This is a genomic window from Kitasatospora cinereorecta (assembly GCF_024172095.1).
GTDB classification, from domain to species: domain Bacteria; phylum Actinomycetota; class Actinomycetes; order Streptomycetales; family Streptomycetaceae; genus Kitasatospora; species Kitasatospora cinereorecta.
This window is the reverse complement of sequence record NZ_JAMZDX010000004.1, coordinates 752,532-764,368: the sequence shown is the minus strand read 5'-3', so window position 1 is coordinate 764,368 and position 11,837 is coordinate 752,532. Positions and strand designations below refer to the sequence as shown.

The following is an 11,837-nucleotide window of genomic DNA, read 5'->3' as shown; positions in this document are numbered from 1 at the left end:
GGCTGCTCGACTGTTCGCCGTCGACTTCGCGGCCACGAATGCCACGACGAGCGGCGCGGCGCGGGCCGGGCACCGCCGGTGCCCGGAACGTCGGCGGCAGTTGGCGGATGTCCCCGCGGTGGCGGGCCACGAACCTCGGATCGTCGAGCCCCGACCGGGGCGACCAGTCCCTGTTCGAAGGACCGCCATGACCGAGCTCGCCCCTGATGCCACTCGCCAGGCCGAGGCCGCGGCCACGCCACGAATGACCACGGCCGACTTCACCCGGCTGGTCACCGCGCACCACCGGGCCGTGCACGGCTACCTCGCCAAGCGCACCTTCGGCGACCCCCAGCTGGCCGAGGACCTCACCCAGGAGGCCTTCGTCCGGGCCTGGCACCACCCGGAGATCCTCGCCGCCAAGCAGGGCACGCCGCTGCCTTGGCTCTACCGGGTGGCCCGGAACCTGCTCATCGACCACCTGCGGGCGCGAAGCAGCCGCCCCGCCGAGGTGGGCACAACGGACCTGACGGTGTTCGCCCGCGAGTCGGAACTCGGCAGCGACATCGACCGTCTGCTGAACAACTGGTCGGTCCGCCAGGCACTGTCCTCACTCAGTGACGCGCACCGGACGGTGATCACCGAGGTCTACTTCAACCACCGTTCGCTCGCCGAGGCCGCCGAGGTGCTCGGCCTGCCCGAGGGCACCGCCAAGTCCCGCTGCTTCTACGCCATCCGGGCGCTGCGCCTGGCGTTGAGCGAGCACGGCCTGCTGCCCTGACGGAGAGCAGCGCGAAAGAGATCGACCAGACCTGCATCCCCTCTACGTGCCGGGTTCATCCAGCAGGGTTTCGATGGTGTGGCAGGCATGGCGGGCCAGAGCGGCGGTGATGGCGGCGTGTGTGTCGGGGGGGGTGAAGTGCTCGCCGAAGGTGCGGTGGGCGACGCGGTACGGCGCCGGCTGCATCGAGTACCCAAGCCAACCAGTACTGAGCACGGAACCGGCTTCCCTATCCCTCGTCGACCTCCTGGCCGATGGCTTCGTTGGCGCGGTCGATCTCGGCCATGTGCTCCTCCGCCCAGGTCCGCAGCCCTGCAAGCGCGGCTTCCAGGGACAGCCCGAGTCCGGTGAGTCGGTAGAAGACCCGTGGCGGCACGGTCGGTTCGACCCGACGCGACACCAGCCCGTCGCGGGTCAGGCTGCGCAGCGTCACGGACAGCATCTTCTGCGAGACGCCGGGCATCCGGCGTCTCAGCTCTGCGAAGCGCACCTCGTCCGGTGCGGCATCGGCGAGCGTCTTGACGGCCATGGACGTCCACTTCGTACCGATGCGATCAAGCAACTGCCGCGTTGGGCAGTGCGGATCGAACAGATCGCCGCGTGCCCCATGACCGGCGGCCCGGGCTCCTCGGGTGGTCACCTGTGGCTCACCACCTTCCCTGAAAGTGCCGTCTAGGAAGCGATCGGACAGTTACCTATCGTTCTGTGGTCACCAATGGTAACCAGTCGGGGGAGCCGTCATGTCTGTCACCACCGCACACCAACTGCGCCGCATCGCGACGAACGGCGTCGAACTCAACGTCGCAATCGCCGGGGACGGACCCGCGGTTCTCCTGCTGCACGGCTTCCCGCACACCTGGCAACTCTGGAGCGGCCTCATGGACCGACTGGCCGGACGGTACCGGGTCATCGCCCCTGACCTGCGAGGCTTCGGTGCCAGTGCACGTGCCGTCGAGGGTTACGACGCAGGCACTCTGGCCGCCGACGCCGAAGGGCTGCTCGACGCACTCGGCGAGCCCTCGGCAGCGGTGGTCGGCATCGATGCGGGCACCGCCCCCGCTGTCCTGCTCGCGCTGCGCCGGCCCGGCTTCGTGCGGCGCCTGGTCGTCATGGAGGCACTGCTCGGCCGCCTGTCCGGAGTCGAACACGTCGTCGCGGGCGGCGCCCCGTGGTGGTTCGGCTTCCATGCTGTCCCCGGCCTCGCCGAGACCGTCCTGGCCGGCAACGAGGCCCCGTACGTCGACTGGTTTCTCGACTCGGGGACGCTCGGACGAGGAGTACCCGACGATGTCCGTGCGGCCTTCGTTCACGCGTACACCGGGAGCGAGGCCCTTCGCTGCGCGTTCTCCTACTACCGGGCCCTGCCCACCAGCGCGCAGCAGATCCAGGACGCCGTCGCGACGGCTCGGCTGACCATGCCCACCATGGCCGTCGGCTCTCACCCGGTCGGCACCGGGCTCGAACGCCAACTCCGTCCCATCGCCGATGACCTGGTCGGACACCATCTCCAGGACTGCGGCCACATCATTCCCCTCGACCGCCCCGACGCATTGTTCGCGCTCCTTGCTCCCTTCCTGTCCGCCGATCTGCCGAAGTGACCGGAAGGGGGTCGAAGAATCACGGTCGGCGGTTCGGGCGTTCGTCCCAGCGGTGAGTTGTCCAGGACCCGGGACAACTCCAGGTTGTCAACGCCGTCTGCCGCGGGTGGGTCGCCACCGACATGGGCGCCCGGGCGGCGGACCGGTCGAGGCGGGCGCCGCCAACGTGCTCTGGGCCGCGACACTGCCGGACTCCGGCTCCACCGGAGGCTTCTTCCGGGTTGGCGGGCCGCTGCCCTGGTAAGGCGCGCCGATGTCGGCCGAGTGGGGCGTCCGAACCGATCGGCATGACCTGGAACCAGCTTCACCCGGCGCGCATGCTCAAGGACGCCGGCGGCATCCGGGCGTACGGCAACCAGCGCTCCGAGTGGGACGCCGGCTGCCGCTTCGACGTCGAGAATCCGGAGCACCGGTGAACGCGTCGCGTGATGGTCAGCGGTCGTTCCCCGTCTCGGCGGAGGCGAGACGCCGTCGCACGTGGTCCTTGTCCGGGTGGCCCAGCCGGGTGAGCATGGTCTCCGCTTCGTGCCAGGCCGTGACCGCCTTCGGCCGGTCTCCCCGTGCGAGCTCGTTGTCGGCCCGAGTGCCCAGTGGCCGCCGAGGGCGAAAAGGTTGCCGTCGAGTTCGGAGTTTCGGCGCGGGCGATCCGTCGGCCACCCGGGCAGAGGACGTGCCAGAGGTGGTTGGGTGTGGCGTTGTCGTCCCCACGGTGGTTCGCGCGGAAGTCGTGCAGCAGGCGGTCGACCTCGATGAAGCGCGGGTTGCACCAGGTCCGGTCCCGGACCCGACGCCTCGCGGGTGTCCAGTGGCCTGACGCCAGGCCGTAGTTGAGGATCCCGACGTCTTGACGCCACGTCAGGGGAGTGGCGATAGTGAGTGCCGGTTGACGTGAGCTGGTCGCCTCTCGCAAGGCCTTGCCCTGCCCAGGCTCGCTCCGCAGATTGTTAGCGCTCACATAGCTCTCTCCCCCACCCGTGCAGGAGCTTCCATGACCTTCCATCGGTTGATCCGCCGTGCCCGGCGGACCGTTCTTGCGGTCGGGACGACGGCCGCCCTCACCGCCGGTGTACTCACCGGTACGGCCGCCACCTCGCAGGCGGCCACCCAGGGGCCGTGCGACATCTACGCCTCGGGCGGCACGCCCTGCGTGGCTGCGCACAGCACTACGCGCGCCCTCTACGGCGCCTACGCAGGCGCGCTCTACCAGATCAAGCGCGCCACGGACGGCGCCGTGAAGGACATCGGCGTCCTCGGCGCCGGCGGATACGCCAACGCCGCCGCGCAGGACGCCTTCTGTGCCGGCACCAGCTGCCTGATCGCGGTCATCTACGACCAGTCGGGCAGGGGCAACCACCTCACCCAGGCGCCCGCCGGCGGGGCGGCCGGCGGCCCCGACAACCTCGCCAACGCGGTCGAGGCCCCGGTCACCGTGGGCGGCCACAAGGCGTACGGGGTCTACATCGCCCCCGGTACCGGCTACCGCAACAACCACACCAGCGGCATCGCCGTCGGGGACCAGCCCGAGGGCATGTACGCGGTCCTGGACGGCACGCACGACAACGGCGGTTGCTGCTTTGACTACGGCAACGCCGAGACCAGCAGCAACGACACCGGCAACGGCCACATGGAGGCCATCTACTTCGGCAACATCAAGGTCTGGGGGTACGGTTCCGGGCCCGGGCCGTGGGTGATGGCGGACCTGGAGAACGGCCTGTTCTCCGGGGTGAACACGGGCTACAACGCCAACGACCCGAGCGTCTCCAACCGCTTCCTGACCGCGATCGTCAAAGGCGCGCCGAACCAGTGGGCGATCCGCGCGGGCGACGCCCAGGCGGACGGTCTGTCGACGTACTACAACGGCGTCAGGCCCAACGCCTCCGGCTACAACCCGATGCACAAGGAGGGCGCGATCATCCTCGGCATCGGCGGCGACAACAGCAAGGGCGCCATGGGCACGTTCTACGAGGGCGTGATGACGTCCGGCTACCCCTCGGACGCCACCGAGAACGCCGTCCAGGCCAACATCGCCGCCGCCGGCTACAGCAGCGCCGCCACCGGCACCGGCACGCTGACCCCGGGCTCGCACGTGTCGCTGCGCGCCACCACCCCCTGCTGCACCGGCGACTACCTCACCCACGACGACGCGGACGACAAGGTCGGCATCTCGGCCGTCACCTCCTCCAGCCCGTCAGCCCTCAAGGCCGACGCCACCTGGACCGTCCGCGCCGGGCTGGCGAACAGCTCCTGCCTCACCTTCGAATCAGTCGACAAGCCGGGCCGGTTCCTCCGGCACTACAACTTCGAGCTCCGCCTCGGCGTGGACGACGGAGGAAGCCTGTTCGCCCAGGACGCCACCTTCTGCCCGACCGCCGGCAACAGCGGGACGGGCACCTCCTTCCAGTCGATCAACTACCCCTCGAAGTACCTGCGCCATTACAACTTCGGGACCTACATCGCCTCCAACGGCGGCTCCAACGCCTGGGACACCAGCACGAGTTGGGCTGCCGACAGCAGCTGGCTGGTGGCCCAGCCCTGGGGATGACCCGACCCGTCCGGCAGCCCGGGCCATGAGGCAGGTGGGGGCGGAACCGGCGGGTTCCGCCCCCACCGCGGGTGGTGGCGGTGAAGCTCCGGGCCCGCGGCGGGGCACCGTCCTGGTGGCCCGTCGCGGCGCCGTCAGGCCACCGGCACGCCGCTGCCGGCAATGACCTCGGGACGCAGCAACGCCGCGAGCCGCTCGGCCGGCAGCAGACCGCGCTCCAGGACCAGTTCGGCCACGCCGCGGCCGCTGACCAGGGCCTCCTTGGCGATGTCGGTGGCGGCCGTGTACCCGATGTGCGGGTTGAGTGCGGTCACCAGGCCGATGGAGTTCTCCACTGTGGCGCGCAGCACCTCGGTATTGGCGGTGATGCCGGCCACGCAGCGTTCGGCGAGGGTGAGGCAGGCCGCCCGAAGGTGCGTGACCGACTCCGACAGGGAGTGCAGGATGATCGGCTCGAAGGCGTTGAGCTGGAGCTGCCCGGCCTCTGCGGCCATGGTGACGGCGATGTCGTTGCCGATCACCTCGAAGGCGACCTGGTTGACCACTTCGGGGATCACCGGGTTGACCTTGCCCGGCATGATGCTCGAACCCGCCTGCACCGGCGGCAGGTTGATCTCTCCGAGACCGGCCCGGGGCCCGGAGGAGAGCAGGCGCAGGTCGTTGCAGGTCTTGGACAGCTTGACGGCGATCCGCTTGAGCACGCCGGACATCTGGACGAAGGCGCCGCAGTCCTGGGTGGCCTCCACCAGGTTGGCGGCGGTGACCAGGGGCAGGCCGGTGATGGCGGAGAGGTGGCGACGGGCGGACTCGGCGTATCCGGCGGGGGCGTTGAGACCGGTGCCGATCGCGGTCGCGCCGAGGTTGATCTCGTGGATCAGCTCGACGGCCTCCGCGAGGCGGCTGCGGTCCTCGTCCAGCATGACGGCGAACGCGGAGAACTCCTGGCCGAGCGTCATCGGCACGGCGTCCTGCAGCTGGGTGCGGCCCATCTTCAGCACGTCGCGGAACTCGACGGCCTTGCGGGCGAAGGCCTCCTGGAGGACGGCCATTGCGTCGAGCAGGCCGCGGACCGCGAGGACGGTCGCGACCCTGACCGCGGTCGGGTAGACGTCGTTGGTGGACTGACCGAGGTTGACGTCCTCGTTGGGGTGCAGGTGTCGGTACTCGCCCTTGGCGTGGCCCAGTAGCTCCAGCGCCCGGTTGGCGATCACCTCGTTGGCGTTCATGTTGGTCGAGGTGCCGGCGCCGCCCTGGATGACGTCGACCACGAACTGCTCGTGCAGTCGGCCGGATCGGATCTCCTGGCAGGCGGCGGTGATCGCGGCCGCCTTCTCGGGGGTCAGCAGGCCGAGTTCCTCGTTGGCGAGGGCGGCGGCCTCCTTGACGGCGGCCAGGGCGTCGATGAGGTGCGGGTAGGCGGAGATCGGCGTGCCGGTGATGGGGAAGTTCTCGGTGGCACGCAGGGTGTGGACGCCCCAGTAGGCGTCGGCGGGGACGTCCCGGTCGCCGAGCAGGTCGTGTTCGCTGCGGGTGGCGGTGGTCATCGTGTGCGGGTCCTCTTCCTGACGGGGGTGGTCCGGGCTGCGGCGGCCCGGGCAGCTGGGAGGGGGCAGGACGGTCGGTGCCGCGCCGGGACGTGCGGGCGACGGGGCGGTGGGGGACGGGCGGTGCCGGCGGCGCGTCAGGCCGCGGGGAGAACGGCCGGACGGGCCAGCGCGTCCACCGGTCGGATGCTCCCGACGGGCCGGCCGCCGCCGAGGACGGGCTCGCCCGTGAAAGGGCCGAGCAGCACGGGATCGACACCGGCCCGGGCCAGGGCGGCTGCCGCGACCGGGACGCGCGCGCGGTTCGCGCCGTCGGCGATCTTGACGGCGACGGCGCGCCCGTCGGGCAGCGCGGCGGTCTGGACGCCTTCGAAGCCGTCCTTGGCGATCAGGCCGGGCACCGCACGCATCAGTGCGGCGACGTCGCGGCCCGTGCCGGAAGCCATCTCCGGATGGCCGCGCAGCGCTTCGGCGACCCGCCGCTCGGGCGTGCCCGGCGCGCCGGTGGCGATCCGGGCGGCGGCCCGGGCGAGGCCGTGCAGGGAGACGGCGAACAGCGGGGCGCCGCAGCCGTCCGCGGTGGTCCGGGCGACCCGCTGGCCGGTGAGCTCCTCGACCGTCTCGGCGATCGCGACCTGGAGCGGGTGCGCGGGGTCGAGGTAGGTGTGCAACGGCCAGCTGTTGAGCGCGCACAGGTACAGCATCGCGGCGTGCTTGCCGGAGCAGTTCTGGGCGAGCCGGGAGGGCGGGCGGCCCGCACGGACCCAGGTGTCGCGGACGGCCGGGTCGTACGGCAGGTCCGGGGTGTTGCGCAGGTCGTCCTCGGTGAGGCCGGCCGACTCCAGGATCCGGCGGGCCCCGGCGAGGTGGTGTTCCTCGCCGGAGTGGCTGCCCATGGCGAGGGAGAGCAGGTCGCCGTCGAGGGGCAGTCCGCACCGCACCATGGCGACGGCCTGAACGGGCTTGAGGGCCGAGCGCGGGTAGCAGGCCGCCTCGATGTCGCCGAGCTGGAACCGGACCTCGCCCTCGTCGCCGAGGACGACGGCGGAGCCGTAGTGGACGCCCTCGACCAGTCCCTCGCGGACCACGTGGGCGACGGGGGAGTGCAGGGGTTCGCGGACGGCGGGCGCGTCCGCCAGGAGACTGCTGCGCATACTGCCTCGATCGGTAAGGGCTCGCTGGGAGAGGCGGCCGGTCGTGCCCCGCCCGTCCGGAGGGGACGGCGCACGACCCGGCGAAGTGCCGCCCGCCGCGGCCGGGTTCAGCGGTCGGACTCGGTCGCGGAGCCGGCGGCGGGGTCGGCCACGGGCGAAGCCGCGGCGTGCGCCAGGCGGCCGCGGATCGCGTACCAGCCGGCGACCAGCACACCGGCGATCAGCGGCAGGCACAGCACGGTGGTGCGTCCGGCGCCGCCGTCGGCGTACATGAGGACCAGGACGGTGGCGAGGAAGGCCAGCGTCACCAGTTCGGTCCAGGGCGAGCCGGGCAGGCGGTAGGAGGGCCGGGTCAGTTCGCCCGCGCGGGTCCGGCGCCAGAACAGCAGGTGGCAGACCATGATCATGCCCCAGGTCGCGAGGATGCCGATCGCCGCGAAGTTCAGCACGATCTCGAACGCGTCGGCCGGGACCACGAAGTTGAGGCCGACGCCGAGGACGCAGATGCCGCTGGTGAGCAGGATGCCGCCGTACGGGACCTGGGTGCGGCTCATCCTGGCGGTGAACCGGGGCGCCGAGCCGTTGACGGCCATCGAGCGCAGGATGCGCCCGGTCGCGTAGAGGCCGGAGTTGAGGGAGGACATCGCGGCGGTGAGGACGACCAGGTTCATCACGTCGCCGGCCGCCGGAACGCCGATCTGGGACAGCACCGTCACGAACGGGCTCTGGCCCGCGCTGTACCGGTTCCACGGCAGCAGCATCGACAGCAGGACGACCGAGCCGACGTAGAACAGGCCCACCCGCCACATGATCGAGTTGATCGCCTTGGGCACGACCTTCTCGGGGTGCTCGGTCTCACCGGCCGTGACGCCGACCAGCTCCACGGAGGCGTAGGCGAAGACCACGCCCTGGATGATCAGCAGCATCGGCAGCAGGCCGTTGGGGAAGACGCCGCCGTTGTCGGTGATCAGGGACGGTCCGGGCACGGCGCCGTCGATCGGGTGCCGGGTGGCCAGCAGGAAGACGCCGATGCCCATGAAGGCCAGCAGCGCACCGACCTTGACGATGGCGAACCAGAACTCCAGTTCGCCGAAGATCCGCACCGAGATGAGGTTGACGGTGAGCACCACCGCGAGGGCGACCAGGGCGATCACCCACTGCGGGACGTGGGAGAACATGCTCCAGTAGTGGGTGTAGGTGGCCACCGCGGTGATGTCGGCGATGCCGGTGGTGGCCCAGTTGAGGAAGTACATCCAGCCCGCGGTGTACGCGCCCTTCTCGCCCAGGAACTCCCGGGCGTACGACACGAAGGCGCCGGAGGAGGGCCGGTACAGCACGAGCTCACCGAGCGCGCGAACCACCAGGAACGCGAAGACGCCGCAGACGGCGTACGCCACGAAAAGTGAGGGTCCGGCGTCGGCGAGACGGCCGCCGGCGCCGAGGAAGAGGCCGGTGCCGATGGCGCCGCCGATGGCGATCATGTTCACGTGCCGGGCCTTCAGCGACTTGCTGTAGCCCGCGTCCCCGGCGTCGGTGTGGCCGGGGGACGGCTGGTGCGTCCCGTCCTTGAGGAGCTGTTCGCTCACGCCTCGACTCTGCCTTCCGTGGGGGTGTCCGTGCGCTTGGGGCGCACGATGTCGGTGAGGGTCGTCTCGACCACCTGGAGGTGGTGGGACATGGCCTCCATGGCGTCCTGCTCGGACCCGTCCACCAGGGCCTCGAGGATCGCGCGGTGCTCGCAGTTGGACTGCTCGCGCCGGCCGCCGAGTTCGTTGAGGAAGGTCGACTGGCGGGCGAGCGCGTCGCGGATCTCCTCGATGATCCGGCGGAAGACCGGGTTCTGGGCGGCCTCGGCCAGGGTCAGGTGGAAGAGAGAGTCCATCGCGACCCACGCCGTGGTGTCGGTCTCCCGTTCCATCCGGTCGAGGAGGTGGGCCAGGTGGTCGAGGTCCTCCGGGGTGCGGCGCAGGGCCGCGTACCCGGCAACCGGGATCTCGATGTGCCGTCGCACCTCCAGGAGGTGGCTGGCCGCGTAGTCGCCGAAGGTCGGATCCTCGACGGTGGAGGCGAGGACGAAGGTGCCCTTGCCGGTCCTGGAGACCGTCAGGCCCATGGTCTGCAGGGCCCGGAGGGCCTCGCGCAGGACGGGTCGGCTGACCTCCAGGGTGCGACACAGCTCGGCCTCGGAGGGGAGCTTGTCGCCGACGGCGTACTCGCCGCGCTCGATGGCGCCGCGGAGGTGGCTGAACACCGCTTCCATGGCGCTGACGCGCCGGGGAGCGGGGCCACCTGTCTGGCTGTCTGACAGGTTCACGAGTGTGATCCTGGTGGCTACCGGAGAGTAGTGTCAAGACCACGGGGAGATGAACGGCAGGAGGCCGGGAAACCGCGCCGCCCCGGAGCCGGCGCCGTGCCCGACCCCACCGGAGCCTTGTCATGTGATCGCGAACAAATACGCTCTCCAGCGCGGTGTCGCTGGTGGCGGTCGGGTCCATGCCGCGGTGCACCATGTGGCCGACCGTCGGGCCGGCTGGGGACCAGGACCCGCGAGCAGGGCCGGCGCAAGGCGCTGGAGGCGGACGGCGCGCGGGTGTCCCAGGTCCGGAGCGGTGACTGGAGCGCCCGCTCCGGATGCGAGGCGGGCCTGCGGATCGCCGAGGACCGCGACGTCACCGCCGTGTTCTGCGCCAACGACCACATGGCGCCGGGGCTGCTGCGCGTCCTCCACGAGGCGGGCCGGTCGATCCCGCGCGACATCGGCGTGGCCGGGTTCGACGACATTCCCGAGGCCGCGTACTTCGCTCCGCCCCTGACCACGGTGCGCCAGAACTTCGGCGAGCTCGGTCGCCGGGCCCCGGAGCTGCTGGTGGAGGAGCCGGCCGGGGTCGGCCACGCCCGTAGCCGGGGGCTGGTCCCGCTGGAGACGGTGCTGCGCCGCAGCACCGGTCCGTCCGTCCGCCGGTAGTCAACTCGGCGCGCTGCCAAGCGATTCGCTCCGGCGGCCACGGGCCGGCCACCGGAGATCAAGATTGGGTAACGGCGCAACCGGCATCTTGTCCGGCGAATTGTGAGCGCTAACAATCTCTCCAGAGCGAAGCGGTGGCACTACCTCCCGTCCGTCCGATGCGGGCGGCGGCGCCCCGGACCACGCCGAACCGGGTGCTGCCGCCCCGCGGAACGGCGCCCCCACCCGAGAGGAAGTCCCAAGATGTCCAAGAGAGTCGCGGCGTCCCTGGTCGCCGGCGCGATGGTCGTCGCCCTGTCCGCCTGCGGTTCCGGCGGCGGCTCGGCCGACGGCAAGGACTCCGGTCACAAGCTCACCGTGGGTTTCTCGCAGGTCGGTGCGGAGAGTGGTTGGCGCACCGCCAACACCAAGTCCGTGCAGGACGCGGCGAAGAAGGCCGGCATCACCCTGAAGTTCTCCGACGCCCAGCAGAAGCAGGAGAACCAGATCAAGGCGATCCGCTCGTTCATCCAGCAGAAGGTGGACGTCATCGCCTTCTCGCCGGTGGTCGAGTCCGGCTGGGACACCGTCCTCAAGGAGGCCAAGGATGCCCACATCCCGGTGGTCCTCACCGACCGCGCGGTGGACTCCAAGGACGACTCACTCTACGTCTCCTTCCTGGGCTCGGACTTCGTCGAGGAGGGCAAGAGGGCCGGCGACTGGCTGGTGAAGGAGTACCAGGGCAGGACCGACCCCGTGAACATCGTGGAACTGCAGGGCACGACCGGGTCCGCACCGGCCAACGACCGCAAGTCGGGGTTCACCGACGTCATCAAGGCGGACGCCAAGTTCAAGATCGTGGCGTCCCAGACCGGTGACTTCACCCGCGCCAAGGGCAAGGAGGTCATGCAGGCGTTCCTGAAGTCGCAGCCGAAGATCGACGTGCTCTACGCGCACAATGACGACATGGCCCTCGGTGCCATCCAGGCCATCGAGGAAGCGGGCAAGAAGCCGGGCGTCGACATCAAGATCATCTCGGTGGACGGGGTCAAGGACGCCTTCACCGCGATGAGCCAGGGCAAGATCAACGTCGATGTCGAGTGCAACCCGCTCCTCGGCGACCAGCTGATGGACCTGGTCAAGAAGGTCAAGGCCGGCGAGCAGGTGCCGCGCCGGATCAAGACCCAGGAGGGTGTCTTCACCCAGGACCAGGCCGCGGCCGCTCTGCCGACCCGCCAGTACTGACCGGACCGGTGACCGGCGGCGCCGGGCTCCCCGAGCCGGGCGCCCCGGGC

At 70.7% G+C, this 11,837-nt stretch carries 12 protein-coding genes; 6 read left to right on the top strand and 6 right to left on the bottom strand.

Annotation, left to right across the window (positions count from 1 at the left end; genetic code table 11):
* Positions 1 to 187: 187 nt before the first annotated feature.
* Complete coding sequence (locus FHR36_RS23710; protein ID WP_253800182.1) at positions 188 to 760, top strand: sigma-70 family RNA polymerase sigma factor; 573 nt, start codon at positions 188 to 190, stop codon at positions 758 to 760.
* Positions 761 to 802: 42 nt separating this feature from the next.
* Here FHR36_RS23710 and FHR36_RS23705 read toward each other — a convergent pair whose 3' ends face one another.
* Both FHR36_RS23705 and FHR36_RS23700 read right to left on the bottom strand, forming a co-directional pair.
* A complete protein-coding gene (locus FHR36_RS23705; RefSeq protein WP_253800181.1) occupies positions 803 to 976 on the bottom strand; it encodes a DUF2333 family protein in 174 nt (57 codons plus the stop codon).
* Between the two features lie 13 nt (positions 977 to 989).
* Positions 990 to 1,400 carry a winged helix-turn-helix transcriptional regulator gene (locus tag FHR36_RS23700; protein ID WP_253800180.1) on the bottom strand — a complete coding sequence of 137 codons (411 nt, stop codon included), beginning with the start codon at positions 1,398 to 1,400 and terminating at the stop codon, positions 990 to 992.
* A gap of 100 nt (positions 1,401 to 1,500) precedes the next feature.
* On the opposite strand from FHR36_RS23700, the gene FHR36_RS23695 reads away from it, so the two are divergent.
* From FHR36_RS23695 to FHR36_RS23685, 3 genes are all read left to right on the top strand, one after another.
* Positions 1,501 to 2,358 (top strand): alpha/beta fold hydrolase, encoded by an 858-nt coding sequence (locus FHR36_RS23695; protein ID WP_253800179.1) that lies wholly within the window; start codon positions 1,501 to 1,503, stop codon positions 2,356 to 2,358.
* Between the two features lie 287 nt (positions 2,359 to 2,645).
* Positions 2,646 to 2,774, top strand: a complete 129-nt coding sequence (locus FHR36_RS39485; protein WP_301330532.1) for a hypothetical protein — start codon at positions 2,646 to 2,648, stop codon at positions 2,772 to 2,774.
* A 572-nt stretch (positions 2,775 to 3,346) separates the two neighbouring features.
* Positions 3,347 to 4,900 (top strand): alpha-L-arabinofuranosidase B, encoded by a 1,554-nt coding sequence (locus tag FHR36_RS23685; RefSeq protein WP_253800178.1) that lies wholly within the window; start codon positions 3,347 to 3,349, stop codon positions 4,898 to 4,900.
* Between the two features lie 134 nt (positions 4,901 to 5,034).
* On the opposite strand, the gene aspA is transcribed toward FHR36_RS23685, so the two are convergent.
* The 4 genes from aspA to FHR36_RS23665 all read right to left on the bottom strand — a co-directional run bounded on the left by aspA (position 5,035) and on the right by FHR36_RS23665 (position 9,858).
* Complete coding sequence (gene aspA / locus FHR36_RS23680) at positions 5,035 to 6,444, bottom strand: aspartate ammonia-lyase (RefSeq protein WP_253800177.1); 1,410 nt, start codon at positions 6,442 to 6,444, stop codon at positions 5,035 to 5,037.
* Positions 6,445 to 6,581: 137 nt separating this feature from the next.
* On the bottom strand, positions 6,582 to 7,598 hold the full coding sequence (locus FHR36_RS23675) for an asparaginase (protein WP_253800176.1): 1,017 nt from the start codon (positions 7,596 to 7,598) through the stop codon (positions 6,582 to 6,584).
* Positions 7,599 to 7,705: 107 nt separating this feature from the next.
* The gene (locus FHR36_RS23670) at positions 7,706 to 9,184 is read right to left on the bottom strand and encodes an amino acid permease (protein ID WP_253800175.1); all 1,479 of its coding nucleotides are present in this window, start codon (positions 9,182 to 9,184) and stop codon (positions 7,706 to 7,708) included.
* Positions 9,181 to 9,858, bottom strand: coding sequence for a FadR/GntR family transcriptional regulator (locus tag FHR36_RS23665; protein ID WP_253800174.1), 678 nt, complete (start codon positions 9,856 to 9,858; stop codon positions 9,181 to 9,183). The genes FHR36_RS23670 and FHR36_RS23665 overlap by 4 nt, the downstream gene beginning before the upstream one ends.
* An 84-nt stretch (positions 9,859 to 9,942) precedes the next feature.
* On the opposite strand from FHR36_RS23665, the gene FHR36_RS23660 reads away from it, so the two are divergent.
* Positions 9,943 to 10,563 carry a substrate-binding domain-containing protein gene (locus FHR36_RS23660; RefSeq protein ID WP_308199628.1) on the top strand — a complete coding sequence of 207 codons (621 nt, stop codon included), beginning with the start codon at positions 9,943 to 9,945 and terminating at the stop codon, positions 10,561 to 10,563.
* A 243-nt stretch (positions 10,564 to 10,806) separates the two neighbouring features.
* Positions 10,807 to 11,787, top strand: coding sequence for an ABC transporter substrate-binding protein (locus FHR36_RS23655; RefSeq protein WP_253800172.1), 981 nt, complete (start codon positions 10,807 to 10,809; stop codon positions 11,785 to 11,787).
* The last annotated feature ends 50 nt before the right edge of the window (positions 11,788 to 11,837 follow it).